Origin of the sequence: Massilia niastensis DSM 21313 (assembly GCF_000382345.1) — a bacterium.
In the GTDB taxonomy this organism is placed as follows: domain Bacteria; phylum Pseudomonadota; class Gammaproteobacteria; order Burkholderiales; family Burkholderiaceae_D; genus Telluria; species Telluria niastensis.
Map to the genome: position 1 here is coordinate 1 of NZ_KB908155.1, position 20,839 is coordinate 20,839.

Genomic DNA, 20,839 nt, shown 5'->3' on the forward strand with positions numbered 1-20,839 from the left:
TATCGACCCGGCCGAAAGTTCGATCGGGTCACCAAAGCCAAACCGCAACGCTATCCAGAACGCCGACTCCGACGTCCGCCATCCCTAACTTAACGGCATTAGACTCTGACCCTAATTGTGGTTTGGATTTGTGTTGTGAGAAAAAATGGGGTCAGAGTCGCATTAACGGAAATTCTGGGGAATTTCTCGGCAATTCGACTCTGACCCCATTGGTAAATCCGGCCGTATTAATATTCGCGGCGGTCGGGTTTGATTTCTTGGAGGATCGTGGTGGCGATTTCTTCGATCGATTTGGTCGTCGAGGAGAGCCAGCGGATGCCTTCGCGGCGCATCAGCTGCTCGGCTTCGTTGACTTCGTAACGGCAGTTTTCAAGCGACGCATACTTGCTGCCGGCGCGGCGTTCGTTGCGGATTTGCGAAAGGCGCTCGGGGGTGATCGTCAGGCCGAACAGTTTGCTCTTGAAGGGCGGCAGGGAAGAGGGCAGCCTGCCGCGCTCGAAATCGTCGGGGATCAGGGGGTAGTTGGCGGCTTTCAGGCCGTATTGCATCGCCAGATAGAGACTGGTCGGGGTCTTGCCGGAGCGCGACACGCCGACCAGGATCACGTCCGCTTCCGCCAGGTTCTTGTGCGATTGGCCATCGTCGTGCGCCAGCGAGAAGTTGATCGCTTCGATGCGGTTCTTGTATTCCTCGGTGTCCACCGCATTGTGGATGCGCCCGATCGTGTGCGTCGACTTGACGTTCAGTTCCTGCTCGAGCGGCGCGACGAAGGTCTGGAACAGGTCCATGTGCATCCCGTTCGAGGCCCGGATCACGCTCGACAGGTCGTTCTTGACCAGGGTCGAGAACACGATCGGCCGCTGTCCGTCGCGCTCGAAACTCTCGTTGATGCGGCGCGCCGCGTCGTAGGCCTTCTCGATCGAGTCGATGAAGGGGAGCCGGATCTGCCGGAAACGCATCTCGAACTGGCTCAGCACCGCATGGCCGAAGGTCTCCGCCGTGATGCCGGTGCCGTCCGAAACGAAAAACACCGTGCGTAAAGACGGCGGGAGGAGAGGAGAGATTTCTTCGGTCATGGTGTCGAAATGCTAAGCCGTGATGACAAACTTCAAGGACTATGTGCTGTACATCACCCTGTCACGGGTTAAAATGCTCTGCAACGGGATTTGCATTGTGCTGCACGCCGGACAGAATAACAAGAACAGTCCCCGCGCCCAGCACTGCACCAACAGGTTTCTATCATCAAGTAAGGGTGTTTTACCATGACTAACCTCGCAACTGCAGTACTGAAGGAACCCGACCAGGCCGGCCGCACTTACGTGGCTTCGTTCGAGGACCTGCGCATGACCGACGTCGAGTCGGTCGGCGGCAAGAATGCCTCGCTCGGCGAAATGATCAGCCAGCTGGCAGGCGCCGGCGTGCGCGTGCCGACCGGCTTCGCGACCACGGCCGACGCCTTCCGCGATTTCCTCAACCATAGCGTCGACGGCGGCCCTTCGCTGGGCGATCGCATCGCCACCCGCCTCGAAGGCCTGGACGTCGACGACGTCCGTTCGCTCGCCGCGGCCGGCGCCGAGATCCGCCAGTGGATCGTCGCCACCCCGTTCCAGCCGCGCCTGGAGCAGGACATCCGTTCGTTCTACGAGCGCCTGGTGGCCGGTTCCGCGACCGAAGTCTCGTTCGCGGTGCGCTCCTCGGCCACCGCCGAAGACCTGCCGGACGCCTCCTTCGCCGGCCAACAGGAATCCTTCCTCAACGTGGTCGGCATCGACAACGTGCTGGAAGCGATGAAGCACGTGTTCGCCTCGCTCTACAACGACCGCGCGATCTCGTACCGCGTCCACAAAGGCTTCACCCACGCCGAGGTCGCGCTGTCGGCCGGCGTGCAGCGCATGGTCCGTTCCGACCTGGGCGCCTCGGGCGTGATGTTCACCATCGACACCGAGTCGGGCTTCAAGGACGTGGTCTTCATCACCTCCAGCTACGGCCTGGGCGAAACGGTGGTGCAGGGCGCCGTCAACCCGGACGAGTTCTACGTGCACAAGCCGATGCTCGCGCAGGGCAAGTCGCCGGTCATCCGCCGCAACATCGGCTCCAAGCTGATCAAGATGGAATTCACCGCCGAGGCCAAGGCCGGCCGTTCGGTCAAGACCGTCGACGTGCCGATCGAGATGCGCAACCGCTATTCGCTCAAGGATGAGGAAATCGTCGAGCTGGCCAAGTACGCGGTCATCATCGAGAACCACTACGGCCGCCCGATGGACATCGAGTGGGGCAAGGACGGCCGCGACGGCCAGCTGTACATCCTGCAGGCGCGCCCGGAAACGGTGAAGTCGCAGCAGAAGGCCACCGATACCCAGCAGCGCTTCAGCCTGAAGGGGTCTAGCACCGTCTTGACCAGTGGCCGCGCGATCGGCCAGAAGATCGGCGCCGGTCCCGTGCGCGTGATCACCGACCCGTCCGAGATGGAGCGCGTGCAGCCGGGCGACGTGCTGGTGGCCGACATGACCGACCCGAACTGGGAGCCGGTCATGAAACGCGCCTCGGCGATCGTCACCAACCGCGGCGGCCGCACCTGCCACGCGGCGATCATCGCGCGTGAACTGGGCGTGCCGGCGGTGGTCGGCTGCGCCGACGCCACCGAAGTGCTGAAGGACGGCACCTTCGTCACCGTGTCCTGCGCCGAAGGCGACGAGGGCAAGATCTATGACGGCCTGCTGGAAACCGAGATCACCGAGGTCAACAACGGCGAACTGCCGCCGATCAAGACCAAGATCATGCTCAACGTCGGCAACCCGCAGCTGGCCTTCGACTTCCAGTCGGTGCCGAACAACGGCGTGGGCCTGGCGCGTCTCGAGTTCATCATCAACAACAACATCGGCGTGCACCCGAAGGCGATCCTCGAGTACCCGAACATCGACGCCGACCTCAAGAAAGCGGTCGAGTCGGTGGCCAGGGGCCACGCTTCGCCGCGCGCCTTCTACGTCGACAAGCTGGCCGAAGGCGTGGCCACCATCGCGGCCGCGTTCTGGCCGAAACCGGTGATCGTGCGCCTGTCCGACTTCAAGTCGAACGAGTACAAGAAGCTGATCGGCGGTTCGCGCTACGAGCCGGACGAAGAGAACCCGATGCTGGGCTTCCGCGGCGCCGCGCGCTACCTGGCCGAGGACTTCGCCGAATCCTTCGAGATGGAATGCGCGGCCATGAAGCGCGTGCGCAACGACATGGGCCTGACCAACGTCGAGCTGATGGTGCCCTTCGTCCGTACCCTGGGCCAGGCCGAGAAGACGGTGGAGCTGCTGGCCAAGAATGGCCTGAAGCGCGGCGAGAACGGCCTGCGCCTGATCATGATGTGCGAAGTGCCGTCCAACGCGATCCTGGCCGAGCGCTTCCTCGAGTTCTTCGACGGTTTCTCGATCGGTTCGAACGACCTGACCCAGCTCACCCTGGGCCTGGACCGCGACTCGGGCATGGAACTGCTGGCCAAGGACTTCGACGAGCGCGACCCGGCCGTGAAAGCCATGCTGTCGATGGCGATCAAGGCCTGCCGCGCGCAGGGCAAGTACATCGGCATCTGCGGCCAGGGCCCATCCGACAACCCGGACTTCGCCCAGTGGCTGGTGGAAGAAGGCATCGAATCGATGTCGCTGAACCCCGACTCGGTGATCGCCACCTGGCAGAAGCTGGCCGCGATGTAAGCATGCATGCCATGCGGCGCCGGGGCGGCGCCGCATTCCGAGGCTGGGCGGATGCCGTCACGGATGCTACACTGGAGGTGATGATTTCGTTGCCGATAAAGCTAGCCACACGCACTGCACGAACTCGCAGAACCCTCGCTACCCGTCACGGGTAACGGGGGTTTTTTCATTCCAAAACGAGATTGAGGAGACAACGCCATGTCCGACTGGGCAGGCTGGCTGATCGGAGCCGGCATCCTGGTAATCGCCGAGCTGTTCACCGGCACCTTCTACCTGCTGATGGTCGCCATCGGCCTGGCCTTCGGGGCGCTGGCGGCCTTCGTGGGCGTCAGCGGGCCGCTGCAGACCTTGAGCGCCGCGGCGGTCGGCCTCGGCGCGACCTTCGTGCTGCACCGCAGCCGTTTCGGCCGGCCCTCGCGGCGCGGCGCGGCGAACGACCCCAGCATCAACCTCGACATCGGCCAGCGCGTCACCGTGCCGCAGTGGCAGGACCGCCGCGCGCGCGTGATGTACCGCGGCGCGCTGTGGGATGTCGAGCTGCGCGCCGGCGCCCCGGCCCGGCCGGGCGACTTCGAGATCGTCGAGGTACAGGGCAACCGCCTGATCGTCGCGGACGCCTGAACACATCAAGAATAACCAGGAAAAGAAAGAGGGATGCACATGGAAATATCGTTCGGGTTGGTCGCGCTGGTGGTCTTCCTCATCGCGCTGGTGTTCGTGTTCAAGACGATCAATGTGGTGCCCCAGCAGCATGCCTGGGTGGTCGAGCGGCTCGGCAAGTACCACGCCACCCTGGCGCCGGGCCTGAACATCGTGGTGCCCTTCATCGACCGCATCGCCTACAAGCACAGCCTGAAGGAGATCCCGCTCGACGTGCCGCCCCAGGTCTGCATCACGCGCGACAACACCCAGTTGCAGGTCGACGGCATCCTGTACTTCCAGGTGACCGACGCCATGCGCGCCTCCTACGGGTCCTCGAACTACATCCAGGCGATCACCCAGCTGGCCCAGACCACGCTGCGCTCGGTGATCGGCAAGATGGAACTCGACAAGACCTTCGAGGAGCGCGACCACATCAACACCACCATCGTCAACGCGATCGACGAGTCGGCCGCGAACTGGGGCGTGAAGGTGCTGCGCTACGAGATCAAGGACCTGACGCCGCCGAGCGAGATCCTGCATGCGATGCAGCGCAACTCCCCCCTGTTATATAACTAGTACTTTAAAATCAACTACTTAAAATAGTACATTGTACTAAATTGTAACTAATTTGCGGCTGGGAGCTTGTGACAAAGTTCCATGGCAGGGTTACATTTAAGGAGACGATTCTCTACCAGTACAAGCCCGCCGCGAGTGGGCGAAACAGACCATGGCGTCGAACGACTGCTTTGGATCGTGGATTCAACTGGTGAGCGCAACACTCTAGGACGTATGGAGGAGTGTTCACATGAAGCAGAGGCCACGTATTTATTACTCGGCTAGTTAGAAGGCGCTCATGTGGGAATGGTGTCGCCAAGACGATCCTCTTCAAAAGATTGCCCAACTGTTTGACCGCAACCACTTTCCAGTAATTGGGGCACCGCTTCGGCAAGTTCTCGGGATCGCACTGCTGCGCGCGGCGCCTGGATGCTGTAGGTGCCGGGAGCGCAAACCGTGGGACGAGGCGCTAGCCGCTGTGGCCTTGACTATCGTCGCCAGGCGGCGCTTTCCGTTCGCGCGCCTACATTGCCATCAGTAGTGGCAAGCTCAATTCGGCTCATCGAGGTCTTTTGCCGCCTGATAAAGCGCTTGGCATTTTGTCTCAGGCATGCGCGAATAGATGAGGATGATGTCAGCGAGACGATCCTCTGGACAGTAAAAGTACGCAGGTGATACACCCAAAACCTTAGCTAGAGCTTCAACAAACTGGAACGGAGGCTCATGAACACCGCCTTCGTAGCGACTCATCCTTGCGCTACTGGACGACTCTTCCAAGCCAGCCATAACGCCCAGTTCGTCTTGGGCTAGATTGCGACATTGACGAGCTTGGCGGAGGCGTCGGCCGAAAATTATGTTAGGTGAGGCATTGCGAGAAGTCATTCTACGATAGTCGTAGTTTGTGCTGGTTTTTTCTCTACGAAAAACGTAGAATTCGTCAGGTGCGCCCTAACCGGTGCGCTCAGTGTGCATCAAAAGGTTTTGCGTAGAGTGTCGCTCGATGAACTAGCGAATCTGACAAAGCATGGGGTGTGCGTCGTCAAGACGCTCTCTCGGCCACTGTTCACTCCGAATCCTGTTACTCAAGCAGGTTAGCTTTAACCCCTTCACGGCGCTGATCAATTCTTCAAGCCTGCTGAGCCTAAGTGCAGCTACCGGAATTAATGGTGCCAAAACCATTCCGAATGGGTGCAGCCATCACATAAATATCCGCAAGGATCATTGCTAGCCTCTAAAAGTGCGTAAACGGGAAACAACTGAGCGTGATTATCACGCCGTGATTTCTAGTACGGGAAATCAGTTTGAATATTTGGAAGCACGTTGTCGCGAGCTTGGATTCGACTATTGTGCGACGGGGATTCTTTTGCCTATTCCTGTGGCAAGGCCAAAAATAATTCTGGAGAATAACTATGCGGCGAGCTGGCGGGAAAAATATAAGAATTCAAAATACCTTGCAATTGATCCAACTATACCTCATGTGCTCTATAAGAACGGTCCGGCTCGCTGGTCGGACACACATGGCTGCGCTCAAGTGTTCTGGGAAGAGGCTGCGGCGCACGACCTGAAATATGGGCTTTCTATTTTGGTCCGTCATTCGAAAGGAGTAACTGGGATGTTGTCAATTGCCCGTGGTCATACGGACGTCGGTTCAAGAGAGTTAGAGTTACTTTCTCCTGAATTCATCCGTCTTAGCGAAATTTTTGGCGTAAAGTGTTTAGATCAGGCGGCCGAGGATTTTATCCCCGAAGCAGATGCTAAGCTCACACCTCGTGAAATTGAAGTGTTAAGGTGGACTGCTGATGGAAAAACGGCTGAGGACGTTGCAAATCTTCTTTCAATATCTAGAAATACTGTCAATTTTCACATTAAACAAGCATCGGCGAAACTAAACGCGCTGAATAAAACGCAAGTGGTAGTAAAGGCTTTGCTGCTGCACTTGTTATAGTGATTTTCGCGCTACCAGATTTGGTAGTTTATCTAGGGATTATTTTATAGTAATATCGAGCTATCACTGAATTCAAGGTGTACCGAGAAATATATGCGAGGAACTAAAGAGGAACGATGAAGTACGATTTACCGGTTATTGACCTCCTGCAACTGGAGGCTGAAGTAGTTTCACGAGGTGCAGAGGCTGCACTTCCATGCAATCTATCCGATCATTGGCTTCGCCATATTAGCTATAGTCTGGATCAAGTTCTACAGATGGACGATGGTGAGTCTACAGACTACTTCAATGCCCCGATGGTTTTGGTTTCTAATTTATTATTGAAAAAATCTGGGGCTGCCCAAATCCGCATAAGTTTTAGCGAAATAATCGATCGTTTTCGGGAGTATCGGCTTGAGCTCGCTCTTGAAGAGGTGAGCCGGCTTAGTGACATTAAAGTGAGCGCCGCTACCTTCGAGACAATTTTCACAAATCGACGTGTGGAATTCATTCAGAAAAATTGTGGTTTATAAGATTTTAAAGTTAGTGCACTTGCAAATAAATTTTGCTAAGACGAGCGTCTCCGATATGGCTTAAGCTAATGGTTTAACGTTGACTATCTTGATGTTGTATGCAATGGCAATGTTGTCTTAGGTAACACGGACCTGCTTCCAGCGCGTGGGATGGTCCCGATCTGACATCTAGTGATTCCTAGTCCTTAACGTTCCTGCTTCTCCCTGCTGTGAGCCGCAGGATTGCGGCCACTTTAGGCTCTGGCCCAATACTAAGGAATCACGTTCGATGTCCCATCAAAGTCCAAAACATGATCCTCGTTATCGACCTCGAAGCAACTTGTGCCGACGATGGCAGCATTGAGTCTCACGAAATGGAAATTATCGAACTTGCCGCCGTATGGGCGACGCCTGCAGGCGACGTGAGAGACATTCTGCAAAGTTTCGTGCGTCCCGTTGAGCATGCACAACTCACTCAGTTCTGCACCGGCTTGACACATATTCAGCAAACGCAGGTCGACGCTGCGCCCCATTGGTCGACTGTAGCTGCTGATCTGGCTGCGTTCACCCGCCTGCATCGTGGCCAGTATTGGGGCAGTTGGGGCAACTACGATGCCCGCCAACTCGAACGCGACTGTGCCAGACATGGCATCGCGAGTCCGCTTATCGGCCTTGCCCACATCAACTTGAAGGCGCGCTTCGCCAAAATGCGCCGCATCAAACAGGTTGGCATGGCCACTGCGCTTAGAATCGTCGGACTGGAGCTCGAAGGCAAGCACCACCGCGCCGTGTCCGACGCGCAAAATATTGCCCGCTTGCTCCCTTTCTCTCTGTGCTCGTTCGATAAACAGTGAGGTCTACTTTGGGTTTAGCTGTGTAAAACGTGAAGTCAGTACGTTTTCAGAAGTCAGGTTACCTGCGAAAGTGCCGTAATAGCCATTTTAGAGGGTAGAGCTCAGCGGCGGCAACATCACGCCGGTGGTTTACACAGCCTGGAGCGATTCCTAACCTTCCACCGCATCGCCACAATTCTCAAAACGACAGGTCAGAAGCAGAACTTTATTAGGCGGAAGCTATGGAAGTCTTGACCCGTTCTTCCGTCTGTCTTTTCATGCTTTCATCCAATTAATGTGGGGTTTCCTAGGAATTCAGCATGCGGTTGCTTGTTTTATCGGACCTTCACCTAGAGGTATGGCGTGGGCGTTTGCCTCGGATCGACACGTCTATCAGCAAACCGGACGTTGTTATCTTGGCCGGCGATATCCACACAAAGTCCCGAGCCCCGGCAAGGGCCGCAGGGGCCTTTCCCAAGGTGCCCGTGCTATACATCGCCGGCCATCATGAGTATTTTGGTGAGGCCTTCGAGAAGATTGGGGACGCGATCCTTCAGAAATGCGGGATCTACCCAAACGTGCACTACCTTGATTGCGGAGAATATGTGATCTCTAGGATTCGCTTTCTGGGCGCAACACTCTGGACCGATTTCGCGCTTTTCGGCCCTGATCACAGGTGGAGTGCTATGTTGGACGCTCGGGCGGTGATGAACGACTACCAGCGCATTAGGGTCGCGGCGACTGGGTACAGAAAATTGCACCCTCAGGACACGGCGCGGCTACACGCAATACAAAAAGAATGGCTCGCTAAGAAGCTTAACGAGCCATTTGCCGGCCGCACTGTCGTCGTGACCCATATGGCGCCTTCGATGCGCTCTATTGCGCCGGAATATGCCGCAGATCCCGTCTCCGCTGCGTTTGCTTCGAATCTCGACAGCATGGTGGTGAAGGCCGACGTCTGTATTCACGGCCACACACACACCAGCTTTGACTACCAATTAGGGAGGTGCCGCGTAGTAGCTAATCCTCTCGGCTACATAATGCGGGGCGGGGGAGCGGAGAATGAGAATTTCGACCCAAACTTCGTTATTGAGCTGGAACTTGACGGGCGATTGCAATCCTAAGTACTTGTCCGGAAATAAATGCCAAATTTTTGGCAAACTGAACCGGATACGGTGCAAGGAGGACGCTCTGCCGCAGTGCGAGCACTGCTAGCAAGGGCCAACGCAGCAGCGCGCCGGTTATGGCAGCCAAAAATCACATTTATTTATGGCCAAGTACTTAGTGCGACCCATTCTATTTATGCCAAGCAGGGCGTAACCCGGCAAATATCGATAAAGTATATTCCAATATGGCCTTAATCGGGCGGACGCATCGGGCTTCCCAAGCGCCGGATTCTGGCCTCAAGAGTTGGACGGGAACACCGGCAGCATGTATTCCGCCAGCTCCTGCAATACCTCCGCCGCAGGCCTGCGGCTGGCTTTCAAATTCATGGCGACATGATTGACACCGAGCTTCTGCAACGCGGCGAGGTAATCGACCAGCGTATTCCTCCCGGCGCGAATGCCGGAATGGATACGCTGTACCGGATGATTCGGGTCGTCCGCAAGGTCGAAGAACAGCCCCTGCGCGAACGGTTTGAAAGCCGTCTCGCCGGCCGCCTGGCGGGTAAGGGCACGCCACATGCCGATCAAGGGAGCCACCTGCTCGGGCGGCACGAAATAGTACAGCCACCCGTCGGCATGCTGTGCGATCCATTCCATCTCCTGGCGGCTGCGGCCGGTCACGATCGCGGGGATGCGCCCGTGTGCAGGACGGGGAACCAGATCGAGCCCGCCGTCCAGGTGCCCGAAACGATCCGACGCGTAGCGCGGGAAGGACTGCCTGGTTGCTGCGGAGAACATGCCAAAGGCGTCGCGGAAACGCTCGCCGCGCGATTCAAAATCGTGTTCGACGCCGAAGGCCGGATATTCCGTCGGCCGGTCACCCGAAGAGATACCCAGCACCATGCGTCCGCTTGATAACTGATCGACCGTGGTCGCCTGCTTGGCCAGGTGTAGCGGATGGCGCAGCGTGATCACGGCACTGCCGGTGGCAAGGGCGATCCGTTGCGTATTGCCTGCCAAATAGCCCAGGTAGGTGAAGGGCTCGTACATCTGCCCAGTGTCCCCGAACATGGGGTCGTAGAGGGGAACATCCCGTGCCCACAGGCCCGCGAAACCCGCCTCGTCGGCATAGCGGGTCATGGCGGCATGGTCGCGCATCGTCGGCGCAGGGGTATCGGGGTAGGCTTCCAGCGGCAGGATAAACCCGAGGGTGAGGTGATCCGGCGCGAACATGCGCAGAAACCCTGGATGGTGACTGACGTCCTCCATATTGATCAATCGGCGACCTTGATTACGACCTTGCCGAACGGTCCGCGCGCCAGGTGCTCGTAAGCCTGCACGGCTTCGCCGAATGCGTAGACCTTGTCGATCACGGGTCGGATGCCGTGCTGGTCGAGGAAGGGATTCATGCGGTCGAACGAGGTGCGCGGCGCCACGGCGATGCCGCGGATCGTCGTCTGGCGGAAGATCAATGGCATGAGCTGCAATTGTGCAGTCTGTCCGGTCAGGAATCCGACCTGCGCGATCACACCGGCGGCCTTGGTCGCCAGCACCGATTTGTTCAAGCCGTCGCCGCCCGCCACGTCGATAGTGATATCGACGCCCTTACCGCCGGTCAGTTCTAAGACCTTCTTTTCCCAGTCCGGGTGGGTGCGGTAGTTGACGCCGTCGCTCACCCCCAGCGCTTTCACTTTATCGAGGTTGGCATCGCTGCTCGAGGTGGCGATCACACGGGCGCCGTGCGCCGCAGCGATCTGGGCTGCGAAGATCGATACGCCGCCGGTACCCTGCACCAGAACGGTCTGGCCGGGCTGCAGGTTACCGACGTCCATCAGCGAGTACCAAGCTGTAAGCGCCGCGATCGGCAGAGTCGACGCTTCTTCATCGCTCATTCCGGCCGGAGCACGCACGGCACTGTCTTCGTGGATGATCATGTATTCCGCCAAGCCGCCAGGCAGCGGCATGCCGAAGCAGTATGCGGGTTCGTCCGGGCCCGGGGCGCCGTCGAGCCAGCGCGAATACAGGTGCGAGTTAACGCGGTCGCCGATCTTGAAGCGGGTGACGCCATCGCCCACGGCGACCACCATGCCGGCTGCATCCGATACCGGAATAAGATTCTTCGGCACCAGGTGTGGTTCGTAGATACCGTCAACGATGGCCTTGTCGCGGAAGTTCAGCGACACGGCACCGACCTTCACCAGCAACTCACCAGGCAGGGGGACCGGGGTCGGTACTTCGCCGAGTTCCAGATTTTTTAAACCGAAATCTTTCAGCAGCCATGCTTTCATGTAGTTCTCCATTGGTAGAAGTGAGGACCGAGGCGGTGCTCAATGAGGAAAGAGTTTAATTAGTTCCACGCATTTGAGTTAGTAGCTAAAATTCCTAACTTTCCATCCTCAGGGTCCACAATAAGGTGTCTTATGGAAGATCGTTTTGCAGGAATTCGTGAATTTGTATTAGCGATCGAGAAGGGCAGTCTGACGGCAGCGGCGGCCCAACTAGGCGTGACCGGATCGGCTGTGGGCAAAAGTATTTCCAGGCTTGAAGCCAGGCTCGGCGTGCAATTGCTGCACCGTACGACACGCCGGATTGACCTGACCAACGAAGGCGAGGCTTACCTGCTGAGCTGCCGACGCATCCTCGAAGAGCTCGACCAAACCGAGTCCTTCCTGGCAACGGGCCATCGTGAGCCAATCGGGCGTTTGCGAATCGACTTGCCGACCACGTTTGGACGCCGGCATATCGTTCCCACACTTCTCGAGCTGGCAACTCGCCATGAAAGGCTCGACCTGTCCTTTCTTCTGCGCGATCAGGCCGCCGATATGGTTAGCGAAGGGATTGATCTGGCAGTCCGCATTGGGACACTTGGAGACTACCCTGATCTGATCGCTCGTCGTTTAGGGGAGCAGCATATGGTGATCTGCGCTTCCCCTGCCTATCTGACAAGGAAAGGCATACCCACCACTTATGCGGACCTGCTGCAGCACGATTGTCTGGTTGGGTGGCGCCGCGGGAACAAGCCAACATGGTTGCTGAAGGGGGGGAGTGGCACGATCGAGCCTCATGAGGTGCCGATTCGCCATGAACTCCCTGATGGCGATGCGATGCTCAATGCATGCCTGAGTGGCTGCGGACTGGCGCAGTTTCCTACGTGGTTGGCTGGGGATGCCATCCGCATGGGCGGACTAATCCAGGTCCTGCCAGAGATTTCTGGTGGGTCAATGCCAATCCACGTCATCTGGCAGAAGACATGGCACCTGCAGCCCAAAGTCAGGGTGGCGGTTGATACGCTCGTCACCTTGGCCGAGAAGCGTCCCGATATTTTCAACGCACAATCGGATGGGTTTGAAGGCTAGCGCCCGTCGGTAATGTGGAAAAAGTAGTACGGCACATAGGCAAAATAGAATTATGGAATCACAGGATGGACTATTGAGATTTTTATGGACTTACTGGCATTGAATGACTGAATTAGACTTTGTTCTGTCGGTATGTACCGGCAGCAGCTAATAGATTCTTTGCCCTGAAAGCTCAACATGAAAATCCAAGACCTCTCTTCACTGTCGCGTCGCATCATTTCCAGCGCTCTTGTCGGCGCCCTTGTCGGTATCTCTTCAGCGCACGCAGCAGCGCCTGTCGAGCAAACCCAGGTACCCGGTTTCTATCGTCAACAGGTCGGCAATGCTGTAGTGACGGCGGTCTACGACGGTTACGTTGCGCTCGATCCGAAGGCGCTCTCCGGACTGAGCCAGCAGCAGATCCAGCAAAGCATCGCACGCATGTTTCAAGCGAAAAACGCGAGCATCCAGACTGCTGTAAATGCGTTTGTTGTACGCACCGGGTCGAACTTGGTGCTGATCGATTCCGGTTCTTCCGACTGCTTCGGACCGACCATGGGGCGGATGGTTCAAAATCTGAAGGCGGCGGGTTTCAAGCCAGAGGACGTTGATACTGTTTTGCTGACCCACATGCACCCCGACCACGCCTGTGGGATCACCGCACCTGACGGTAAAGCTGCGTTCCCAAACGCTACCGTTTGGGCAGCCAAAAAGGACGCCGACTTTTGGTTGAATGCTGCTTCAGCATCGCGCCTGCCTGAAGCACAGCGTTCTTTCCTCAAGATGGCACAGGATGCGGTTGCACCGTATTCGGCCAAAGGTCGATTCAAGACTTTCAGCGATGGTGACGCGATCGTGCCAGGTATCAGTGTCGTGCCGTCGAATGGCCATACGCCGGGCCACTCGTCCTATTTGGTAACGTCTGGTGCGGACAAGATGCTAGTCTGGGGCGATATTGTTCACTTCCACGCCGTGCAACTGCCGCATCCGGAAGTGACGATCGAGGTTGATGTAGAGCCTAAGGCCGCGGTTGCGTCACGCCAGCGTGTCCTGGCCGAGACTGCCCGTAGCGGCTGGCTCGTCGCGGCGGCACATCATCCCTTCCCAGGCATTGGCCACGTCCGTAGCGAAGGTAAAGGCAAAGGCTATGCGTGGGTCCCGGTCGAATACGGCGATCTTCCACCAAACAAAAAGTAATCGGCTATCTCCGCGACCTTTGAGAAAGCCCATCGGCTTTGGCCGATGGGCTTTTTGCATTCTCTACCAGAGTACACATGAGCCGAAAGTGCCGAAGGTAGTAGCCCTAGCTTGTTCAGCCCTGAGCGATCTTGGAGCGAACGGCTGTCAGTCCGCAAAGGCTCCGGCCTTTTCATAGATCGGTCCCCACTTATCGATCTCCGCTTTCAGGTGCGCCTGCAAGGCTTCGGGCGTGGCCTTCTCCATTCGTGAAGACCACGCCAGCACGTCATGCCGCTGCCGCAGCCGAGTTCACGCGGCAGATATTCCCACGGTAAGCTCACCGGTATTGTAATCGGAGCATCGGCCCCTCAAGTCACGGTCGATACGATTAGAAAGTAGAGCGCGCAGCGCAGCTTGCCCCCTGATTACACGAGCGCATCTGGCCCTCGCACGTTCCGACTTAATCTTGTCGTCGATCCGGTGAGGCTGCCTGCGAGCACATTGCCGGCCGGCCCAGGGTAGGTACCAATCAAACTGGTAGCGGTGACAACCTAGTACACCGAGCTAATCCTGGGGATTATCGGAGTGATCACGTTCCAATTGTTCGTCACGCCGCAGCTCGAGCGGCGCCGTCTCACATCTAGTTAGAGTACCAAATAATCTGCTTAGCGTTCCAACGCTATTCTTGCCAGTACGCTTGGCCGAAAGCGAACCAGCTTGAGCGTCTAAAACCGACCCAAGGCTGCCGTTCGTTCAGACGAAATGCTCCAGTTCAAGCATATCTAGGAACGGAAGTCCTTTGTCACGCTACCAGACCGTATTTGAAGCGTGCCGCCACGAAATCAACGAAGGCGCGAACCTTCGGCGTCATTTGCTTGCTGCTTGGCCACAGAATCCAGAAGGTGGTAGATCGGGTCATGTACCTGTCTAAAACAGTTTTTAACTGACCACCGGCCAATGCTTCTTTAATCGAAAAGTCAGGAAGGCAAGTGATTCCTCGCCCGGCCTGAGCGAGATAAAGAAGCGCCTCGAGGCTGCTGACAACCATAGTCATTGGCAATGCCAATTCTCCCGCAGCCGTTCGCAAGTGACGAACGGGCCAAGGCTCCAGCTTGCCAGAAGTTGGGTAGCGATAATGCAAACACGCGTGCTGCGCCAGGTCAGCCGGCTTGGTTGGCTCACCCCTCTCAGCTAGGTAGGCAGGTGCCGCCACTAAATGCAGTCTGAACGAGCCCAACCGCTTGGACATCAACCGTGAGTCATTCAACTCCCCGCCACGGATGACAGCGTCCAAGCCTTCACCGATCACGTCAGAGACGCGGTCAGTAATATCCAGGTCCAATTCGATGTCGGGGTACGTTTGCATGAATGCCGAAATCACTGGCAGCGGCAATCCGCCCGCTAACGGGAGACCGATCTTCAACCGTCCGCGAGGCTTATCAGACATGGCCGACAGTTCGTTCTCCGCCAGGTCGATTTCTCCGATGATGCGGCGGCAGCGCTCCAGGAAGACCTGACCCTCCGAAGTTAGTTTGACCGAGCGCGTGCTCCGCTGAAACAGTCGTACCCCCACGCGCTCCTCAAGTCGCGAGATGCTTTTGCTGACAGCGGATGGTGTCAGACCTAGAGCGCGGCCAGCGCCGACGAAGCTTCCAGCGACTGCAGTTTGCACAAACACTTCCAGCCCGCTTAGTTTATCCATACCTACCTTTGCTGACAAAAAATCACAGATGTAATGAAGGCCTACCTACTTTATCTATTACAGCCGTGAGCCTAACATGGTGGTCGATAAACGGTTGCTTGGTGCAGCTGTTGCTACAGACACGGGTGCATATGAACAACAATGAAAACAAAGACCGCAAACCAATTCGTGTAGGCCTAATCGGTGCGGGAGCATGGGCGCTCAACGGACATGTTCGTGTGCTGAAGCTTTTGCCCGACTACGAACTCACTGCAGTGTATGCACGCCGCAGAGCGGTAGCAGAACAAGCGGCGCAGAACCATGGTTTCAAGTATCTGGTTGCAACACCGGAGGAACTGGTGAACCATCCTGACGTCGACCTTGTGGTCGTGGCGACACCGACGCCACAACATGCCGAGAGCGTGCGTCTGGCGCTGGCTGCCGGCAAGGATGTGTATTGCGAGTGGCCGTTGACGACCACAAGTGCAATCGCTGCGGAGTTGCTGAAGCTCGCACAGGACAACAACGCTCGCCATTTAGTGGGATTGCAGCGACGCCTAGCGCCGCACAACCGTTATGTGCTTGAGTTGCTTGAAAAAGGCTTTGTCGGAGCGATCCGTTCAGTCCGCATTCACGTCAGCATCCCATACTTGGGAGAGCGCCGCTGGCAATCGCTGTCATGGTCGCTGCCGATCGAGAACTTTGCCAATGTCGTTACGATCTACGCCGGGCACTTCCTTGACATGCTGTTTGCAGCTACAGGTTGGCCGACCGATGTTTCAGCAATTCAGATGAATCAGTTTCCTGAAGTGACGATCGAGGAAACCGGCGCCAAAGTGCCCAATACCAGTCTTGAACAGCTCGTCGCCATCGGTCGCATTGGTTCAATAGGTGCTTATTCAGCGCATGTCGAAGGCGGCAAATACCACGGTACCGGCGTCCAGATCGAGATTACCGGTACCGAAGGCGATCTCCGTATTACCAATGGCAATGCGTTTGGAGATCAGGATTACCTTATCGAGGGCGCAAAGGCCGGTGACGCGGTCCTACAAGTCATGTCCGTGCCAGAGCACTTCAACTGGATGCCACCGTCCCACCTACCTCCTTCGGTGGTAGAACTTGGCCAACTCTATGCTGCCTTTGCTCGCGATCTGCGCGATGGTACCCATGTAGCGCCGACCTTCGCCGATGCGCTGCGCATGCACCAGCTCTTCGACGCTTTCTCTGCATCCTCGGCCAGCGGGGAACGTGTCCCGCTCTGACGCTGGTTGACGCGCCAGCATCCTCTACCACCGAATATTATTTAAAGGTACCTGACATGTCCTCAGCTAAACGTCTCTCTGTTATTCAGCAATCGCCGGCCTACTGGCGCGTCGTTATCGGCAACCCGCCGTTGAACCTCTTCGATCCGCAAATGTTCGCGGAGCTTAATGTCCTGATGGACGATATTGAGAAGGACAAGGACCTGAAGGTGGTCGTGTTCGAGAGCAGCGATGAGGATTTCTTCATGAACCACCATGATGTCGAAAATCGCCTGGCCGTGCCAGACCAGCCTGGTGCAATGCCGTTTTTTGGCAACTGGCCGAAATTCGTGACTCGCCTGGCGCAGTCATCGGTCGTGAGCATCGCGAAAGTGCGCGGCCGGGCGCGGGCGCAGGGCTTCGAGTTTGCCTTGGCCTGTGACATGCGCTTCGCCTCAAAAGAACGGGCAAAGTTTGCACTGATCGAGGTGGGCGGCTCGTCAATTCCGGGCGGCGGAGGGGTCGAGTGGCTTTCTGCCTTGATAGGCCGCTCCAGGACCTTGGAGATCGTCTGCAGCCCCGACGACTTTGATGCCGATATCGGCGAGCGCTACGGCTTCGTAAACCGTTCAATCCCAGACGCCGAGCTGGACGCGTTCGTGGATGCCTTGGCTGAGCGCATGGGACGGTTCGAGAAGCGCGCGCTGGAGACAGGGAAGAAAATGGTTAATGGTCGCGCAGGTGTTCCCTCCGAAGGCGACCTGTGGACCTCGAACCATATCCTCCAGGGCGTTGACCTGTGGCCCGAAGCGCAACATGCATTCGCCAAGTTGCTTGATGCCGGCTTGGGAAAAGTCGGCGATTTCGAACTGAACATGGCCGAGCGCCTGGGCGATCTCCCTGCTACCGGCAAGCCAGGAGGCGCCTGATGACCGCCTATATGATCTACGTGCGCGATCGCATCCTTGACCCCGTTGAGTTCAAGAAGTATGAGGAAAGTGCTCCCGCGGCCTCGAGCGGCTATCCGATTACGCCACTCGCGTATTACGGAGTGGTGGAGACACTCGAGGGGCCCCGGGTAGATGGCGCGGTTGTTCTCCAATTCCCAACACTTGCGGATGCCCAAGGTGCTTACCACAGCCCTGCTTATCAGGAGGCGCTGAAGCATCGTCTAAAGGGTGCCGAGTATCGCGTCTTCATCGTCGAAGGTATTTCACCAGCAACGCTTGTCAGCAAAGACTAATCATGACCAAACAATGTATCCGCGTCGGCATCATCGGAACTGGTGGCTGGGCACGTTATGGCCACATTCCCGTCCTGCAGGCTCTTGACGGCTTTAAGGTTGTTGCCCTGGCTGGGCGCAATAAGGACAAAGTGCAGAAATATGCCGATGAATTTGGCATCGACATGGCGTTTGGCAGTGCCGAAGAATTGATCGCGCACCCCGAAATCGACCTTGTCGTGGTGCTCGCTCCAACATCAGAACATGGCCGGCTCTCTGCCGCTGTCATCGCAGCAGGCAAAGATGTGTATTCGGAATGGCCTCTGTCGACCAGCACTGCTGAGTCGGAACACATCCTGGCCCAGGCAAAGACAAAAGGCGTGAAACACGTGATTGGCCTGCAACGTCGTTTCTCGCCTGCAGTGCGTTACCTGAAGGACTTGATGCAAGAAAACTATGTTGGCAGGCTGCGTGCGGTGCGCATGTCGGTCGGGGTGGATGCCTTCGGCCCGGTAATGCCGAAGGCCGTCGAATGGGTCCTTAACGACGCGAACTTCACGCACCTGCTGTCGATTTACGGTGGTCATTTTCACGACGTCTTGTTCAGCACGGTGGGCTTCCCAGAGCGCCTCTCTGCTGTCGCGAAGGTCCAGTTTCCTATGACAACACTTGCCGAGACCGGCGAGCAGGTGCTGTACGCTAGCGCGAACGAAGTCATGGTCATTGGAACGCTTGCCGACAGCGCGCTGTTCTCCGTACAGCTCGAGGGAGGTCAGGCCCATCGCACCGGCCTGCAGATCGACATCATGGGCACTGACGGCGTGCTACGCGTCACCAATCCGCACGCTTTCCAGAACGAGGCCGACCACAAGATCGAAGGTATGAAGAGCGGTGCCGCCGCCTTTGCCGAATTGCCGGTGCCCGCTGAATACGCCTATCTGCCGGTGTCGGACATGGACGCGAGCGCCCAGGACGTCGCTTACCTGTACAGCACGTACGCCAAGGATAAGGCGAAGGGCACCGATGAGGTGACCAGCTTCGAGGACGCAGTCCGCCAGCACCACCTGATCGACCAGATCAACGCCAGCTCGGCGGCATTCTTCGCCGCAGGTGATGCCTCGTGAAGAATGCATTGCGTACTTGCACTGCGCGGTTATCACACCAGCGACAAGGCGCTTGATGTAGACGCCATGGCGGAAGTACCGTCCAGTCCCACGCCATGGCTACCGCGAGTTCTACGGCCTAATGGATGCGAACGATTTTATCTCGCGCCCAGCAGAGTCTACCTGTGATGGTCTAATGCTCCCGGACACCTCGATAGGTGGATAATTCACCTTCAGAGGAGTTTTACATGACAAGGCAACGCCGCAGTTTTGACCCCAGCTTCAAGCTGGAGGTCGTCCGCATGATCAAGGAACAAGGGCTCAGCATCTCGCACGTCAGCCAGACAATGGATATTGGCGTGACGGCGATCCGTCGCTGGATGGAGCAATACGAGGCTGAGCAACAAGGCCAGCCGGGCATTAGTAATCCACTTACCGCTGAGCAGCAGCGTATTCGCCAGCTGGAGCAGGAAAACCGCCAACTTCGTAGTGATGTGGAAGTGTTAAAAAACCGCCCCACACGGTCGCCCGTGGCCCTCATGAATAGAAACTCCCGGCACAGTACACTGGCTGGACGCAGGACTGTGGCCGTAAGCTTCTTGGAGGCTTGACCCCGTCAAAAAACCTGGCCCAGGGGAAGCTGCGGACTCATCCGTGGCGGTGCTGTCAAGCGACCCCGTTTAGGAAATTGATCAAATCCGAGTCCCCGTCCTGCTCCTATCCAGGAGGGCGGACCATGCCAAAAGCCAGATCACCGTCGAAGCCTGCCGGGCTTCCGATCATTCATCCCTTTGTCGATATCGGTTCGCGCTTTCATGTTGCCGCCGTCAGTCCAGATCTATGCGACGAACCAGTGCAGACGTTCCAGGCTTTTACCAGCGATCTGGAACGGATGGCCGATTGGCTCGTCGGGACCGGCACCAGGACGGTGGTGATGGAATCGACCGGCGTCTACTGGGTCGCGGCCTTCGAAGTGCTGGAGTCGCGCGGCCTCGAGGTGATTTTGGCCAACGCCCGGGAAGCACGCGCCGTCCCTGGCAGGAAGAGTGATGTCAACGATGCGCAATGGCTGCAACGACTACATGCATGCGGGCTGCTACGTGCCAGTTTCCGTCCTGGTCGAGATATCGCAGAGCTGAGGGCATACCTGCGTGCACGCGAGCGGCATACCGATTACGCCGCCGCCCATATCCAGCACATGCAGAAGGCGCTGACTTTCATGAACATCCAGCTGCATCACGTGATCGCTACGATTACTGGCGTTACCGGCATGCGGATCATCCGCGCCATCGTCGGTGGCGAGCGTGATCCCGACAAATTGGCCGCCATGCGCGACGTCCGCTGCAAGGAAAGCATCGAGACGATCCGGGCTGCACTCGTCGGCAATTACCAGCCCGTGTAGTGGTTTAATTTGCCCGGACACCTCGATAGGTGGACAATCCACCATCCGAGGAGATTTGCATGACAAGGCAGCGCCGTAGTTTCGATCCCAGCTTCAAGCTTGAGGTCGTCAAAATGATCAAAGAACAGGGTCTCAGTGTTCAGCATGTAAGCGAGAGCATGAGCATTGGCCCGAGTGCCATTCGTCGCTGGGTGGATCAATACAATGCCGAGCAGTCCGGCCAGCCCGGCATTGGCAATCCCTTGACGCCCGAGCAGCAGCGGATCCGGCAGTTGGAGCAAGAGAACCGCCAGTTGCGAGAAGACGTATCCATATTAAAAAACCGCCCCACACGGTTGCCCGTGGCCCTCATGAATAGAAACTCCCGGCACAGTACACTGGCTGGACGCAGGACTGTGGCCGTAAG

General features: G+C 57.3%; 20 protein-coding genes and 3 pseudogenes. 17 read left to right on the plus strand and 6 right to left on the minus strand.

Annotated features, from left to right (window positions below; all coding sequences use genetic code 11):
- Window positions 1-227: 227 nt before the first annotated feature.
- A complete protein-coding gene (gene ppsR, locus H162_RS0127190) occupies window positions 228-1,076 on the minus strand; it encodes a posphoenolpyruvate synthetase regulatory kinase/phosphorylase PpsR (protein ID WP_026355163.1) in 849 nt (282 codons plus the stop codon).
- Window positions 1,077-1,262: 186 nt separating this feature from the next.
- On the opposite strand from ppsR, the gene ppsA reads away from it, so the two are divergent.
- The 4 genes and pseudogenes from ppsA to H162_RS35875 form a co-directional block, all read left to right on the plus strand.
- Window positions 1,263-3,698: a phosphoenolpyruvate synthase gene (gene ppsA, locus H162_RS0127195; protein WP_026355164.1), complete on the plus strand. Its 2,436-nt coding sequence runs from the start codon at window positions 1,263-1,265 to the stop codon at window positions 3,696-3,698.
- A 198-nt stretch (window positions 3,699-3,896) separates the two neighbouring features.
- Window positions 3,897-4,319 (plus strand): NfeD family protein, encoded by a 423-nt coding sequence (locus H162_RS0127200; protein ID WP_020656643.1) that lies wholly within the window; start codon window positions 3,897-3,899, stop codon window positions 4,317-4,319.
- 39 nt (window positions 4,320-4,358) lie between these two features.
- Window positions 4,359-4,889 (plus strand): annotated as a pseudogene (locus tag H162_RS32115) (SPFH domain-containing protein); the annotation flags it as partial.
- A gap of 256 nt (window positions 4,890-5,145) precedes the next feature.
- Window positions 5,146-5,268: pseudogene (locus tag H162_RS35875) on the plus strand (IS30 family transposase); the annotation flags it as partial.
- A gap of 176 nt (window positions 5,269-5,444) precedes the next feature.
- Here the strand turns inward: H162_RS35875 and H162_RS33605 are convergent.
- Complete coding sequence (locus H162_RS33605; protein WP_084677147.1) at window positions 5,445-5,777, minus strand: helix-turn-helix domain-containing protein; 333 nt, start codon at window positions 5,775-5,777, stop codon at window positions 5,445-5,447.
- Window positions 5,778-6,132: 355 nt separating this feature from the next.
- Between H162_RS33605 and H162_RS33610 the strand changes: the two genes are divergently transcribed.
- The 4 genes from H162_RS33610 (at window position 6,133) to H162_RS0127215 (ending at window position 9,288) form a co-directional block, all read left to right on the plus strand.
- Window positions 6,133-6,840: an autoinducer binding domain-containing protein gene (locus tag H162_RS33610; protein WP_084677148.1), complete on the plus strand. Its 708-nt coding sequence runs from the start codon at window positions 6,133-6,135 to the stop codon at window positions 6,838-6,840.
- A 116-nt stretch (window positions 6,841-6,956) separates the two neighbouring features.
- Window positions 6,957-7,352, plus strand: coding sequence for a hypothetical protein (locus H162_RS34495; RefSeq protein WP_156885834.1), 396 nt, complete (start codon window positions 6,957-6,959; stop codon window positions 7,350-7,352).
- A 290-nt stretch (window positions 7,353-7,642) separates the two neighbouring features.
- Window positions 7,643-8,185: a 3'-5' exonuclease gene (locus tag H162_RS0127210; RefSeq protein WP_020656645.1), complete on the plus strand. Its 543-nt coding sequence runs from the start codon at window positions 7,643-7,645 to the stop codon at window positions 8,183-8,185.
- Between the two features lie 299 nt (window positions 8,186-8,484).
- A complete protein-coding gene (locus H162_RS0127215; RefSeq protein WP_020656646.1) occupies window positions 8,485-9,288 on the plus strand; it encodes a metallophosphoesterase in 804 nt (267 codons plus the stop codon).
- 279 nt (window positions 9,289-9,567) lie between these two features.
- Here H162_RS0127215 and H162_RS0127220 read toward each other — a convergent pair whose 3' ends face one another.
- Together H162_RS0127220 and H162_RS0127225 are read right to left on the minus strand one after the other, a co-directional pair.
- Window positions 9,568-10,539 carry an LLM class oxidoreductase gene (locus H162_RS0127220; RefSeq protein WP_020656647.1) on the minus strand — a complete coding sequence of 324 codons (972 nt, stop codon included), beginning with the start codon at window positions 10,537-10,539 and terminating at the stop codon, window positions 9,568-9,570.
- 5 nt (window positions 10,540-10,544) lie between these two features.
- A complete protein-coding gene (locus tag H162_RS0127225) occupies window positions 10,545-11,558 on the minus strand; it encodes a zinc-dependent alcohol dehydrogenase family protein (protein WP_020656648.1) in 1,014 nt (337 codons plus the stop codon).
- 132 nt (window positions 11,559-11,690) lie between these two features.
- Here H162_RS0127225 and H162_RS0127230 point away from each other — a divergent pair, with 132 nt between their 5' ends.
- Together H162_RS0127230 and H162_RS0127235 are read left to right on the plus strand one after the other, a co-directional pair.
- Entirely contained in the window at window positions 11,691-12,626 is a 936-nt protein-coding gene (locus tag H162_RS0127230; RefSeq protein ID WP_026355165.1) for a LysR family transcriptional regulator, read from the plus strand.
- 177 nt (window positions 12,627-12,803) lie between these two features.
- Window positions 12,804-13,802, plus strand: a complete 999-nt coding sequence (locus H162_RS0127235; RefSeq protein ID WP_020656650.1) for an MBL fold metallo-hydrolase — start codon at window positions 12,804-12,806, stop codon at window positions 13,800-13,802.
- A 236-nt stretch (window positions 13,803-14,038) separates the two neighbouring features.
- On the opposite strand, the pseudogene H162_RS34500 reads toward H162_RS0127235, so the two are convergent.
- A pseudogene (locus H162_RS34500) lies at window positions 14,039-14,119 on the minus strand (IS5/IS1182 family transposase); the annotation flags it as partial.
- 467 nt (window positions 14,120-14,586) lie between these two features.
- Window positions 14,587-15,486: a LysR family transcriptional regulator gene (locus H162_RS0127245; RefSeq protein ID WP_020656652.1), complete on the minus strand. Its 900-nt coding sequence runs from the start codon at window positions 15,484-15,486 to the stop codon at window positions 14,587-14,589.
- Between the two features lie 131 nt (window positions 15,487-15,617).
- Between H162_RS0127245 and H162_RS0127250 the strand changes: the two genes are divergently transcribed.
- The 7 genes from H162_RS0127250 to H162_RS32130 form a co-directional block, all read left to right on the plus strand.
- Window positions 15,618-16,727, plus strand: a complete 1,110-nt coding sequence (locus H162_RS0127250) for a Gfo/Idh/MocA family protein (protein ID WP_026355166.1) — start codon at window positions 15,618-15,620, stop codon at window positions 16,725-16,727.
- A 56-nt stretch (window positions 16,728-16,783) separates the two neighbouring features.
- Entirely contained in the window at window positions 16,784-17,635 is an 852-nt protein-coding gene (locus H162_RS0127255) for an enoyl-CoA hydratase/isomerase family protein (RefSeq protein WP_026355167.1), read from the plus strand.
- A complete protein-coding gene (locus H162_RS0127260) occupies window positions 17,635-17,949 on the plus strand; it encodes a DUF1330 domain-containing protein (protein ID WP_020656655.1) in 315 nt (104 codons plus the stop codon). Before H162_RS0127255 ends, H162_RS0127260 begins: the two co-directional genes overlap by 1 nt.
- Before the next feature lie 2 nt (window positions 17,950-17,951).
- Window positions 17,952-19,052, plus strand: a complete 1,101-nt coding sequence (locus tag H162_RS32120; RefSeq protein ID WP_020656656.1) for a Gfo/Idh/MocA family protein — start codon at window positions 17,952-17,954, stop codon at window positions 19,050-19,052.
- Between the two features lie 227 nt (window positions 19,053-19,279).
- Window positions 19,280-19,642 (plus strand): transposase, encoded by a 363-nt coding sequence (locus H162_RS0127270; protein WP_020656657.1) that lies wholly within the window; start codon window positions 19,280-19,282, stop codon window positions 19,640-19,642.
- A gap of 125 nt (window positions 19,643-19,767) precedes the next feature.
- Window positions 19,768-20,433: an IS110 family transposase gene (locus H162_RS32125; RefSeq protein WP_229452294.1), complete on the plus strand. Its 666-nt coding sequence runs from the start codon at window positions 19,768-19,770 to the stop codon at window positions 20,431-20,433.
- Window positions 20,434-20,492: 59 nt separating this feature from the next.
- The coding region (locus H162_RS32130) for a transposase (RefSeq protein WP_020656659.1) at window positions 20,493-20,839 on the plus strand (347 nt) is incomplete at its 3' end.

What these genes read in the sequence shown, in the direction of transcription:
- H162_RS32120 (WP_020656656.1), top strand. Translation starts at nt 17,952, where the DNA reads ATGACCAAACAATGTATCCGCGTCGGCATCATCGGAACTGGTGGCTGG.
- ppsR (WP_026355163.1), bottom strand. Translation starts at nt 1,076, where the DNA reads ATGACCGAAGAAATCTCTCCTCTCCTCCCGCCGTCTTTACGCACGGTG.
- ppsA (WP_026355164.1), top strand. Translation starts at nt 1,263, where the DNA reads ATGACTAACCTCGCAACTGCAGTACTGAAGGAACCCGACCAGGCCGGC.
- H162_RS0127270 (WP_020656657.1), top strand. Translation starts at nt 19,280, where the DNA reads ATGACAAGGCAACGCCGCAGTTTTGACCCCAGCTTCAAGCTGGAGGTC.
- H162_RS0127250 (WP_026355166.1), top strand. Translation starts at nt 15,618, where the DNA reads ATGAACAACAATGAAAACAAAGACCGCAAACCAATTCGTGTAGGCCTA.
- H162_RS0127220 (WP_020656647.1), bottom strand. Translation starts at nt 10,539, where the DNA reads ATGGAGGACGTCAGTCACCATCCAGGGTTTCTGCGCATGTTCGCGCCG.
- H162_RS0127260 (WP_020656655.1), top strand. Translation starts at nt 17,635, where the DNA reads ATGACCGCCTATATGATCTACGTGCGCGATCGCATCCTTGACCCCGTT.
- H162_RS32125 (WP_229452294.1), top strand. Translation starts at nt 19,768, where the DNA reads ATGCCAAAAGCCAGATCACCGTCGAAGCCTGCCGGGCTTCCGATCATT.
- H162_RS34495 (WP_156885834.1), top strand. Translation starts at nt 6,957, where the DNA reads ATGAAGTACGATTTACCGGTTATTGACCTCCTGCAACTGGAGGCTGAA.
- H162_RS0127225 (WP_020656648.1), bottom strand. Translation starts at nt 11,558, where the DNA reads ATGAAAGCATGGCTGCTGAAAGATTTCGGTTTAAAAAATCTGGAACTC.
- H162_RS0127235 (WP_020656650.1), top strand. Translation starts at nt 12,804, where the DNA reads ATGAAAATCCAAGACCTCTCTTCACTGTCGCGTCGCATCATTTCCAGC.
- H162_RS0127230 (WP_026355165.1), top strand. Translation starts at nt 11,691, where the DNA reads ATGGAAGATCGTTTTGCAGGAATTCGTGAATTTGTATTAGCGATCGAG.
- H162_RS0127245 (WP_020656652.1), bottom strand. Translation starts at nt 15,486, where the DNA reads ATGGATAAACTAAGCGGGCTGGAAGTGTTTGTGCAAACTGCAGTCGCT.
- H162_RS33605 (WP_084677147.1), bottom strand. Translation starts at nt 5,777, where the DNA reads ATGACTTCTCGCAATGCCTCACCTAACATAATTTTCGGCCGACGCCTC.
- H162_RS0127210 (WP_020656645.1), top strand. Translation starts at nt 7,643, where the DNA reads ATGATCCTCGTTATCGACCTCGAAGCAACTTGTGCCGACGATGGCAGC.
- H162_RS0127255 (WP_026355167.1), top strand. Translation starts at nt 16,784, where the DNA reads ATGTCCTCAGCTAAACGTCTCTCTGTTATTCAGCAATCGCCGGCCTAC.
- H162_RS0127200 (WP_020656643.1), top strand. Translation starts at nt 3,897, where the DNA reads ATGTCCGACTGGGCAGGCTGGCTGATCGGAGCCGGCATCCTGGTAATC.
- H162_RS0127215 (WP_020656646.1), top strand. Translation starts at nt 8,485, where the DNA reads ATGCGGTTGCTTGTTTTATCGGACCTTCACCTAGAGGTATGGCGTGGG.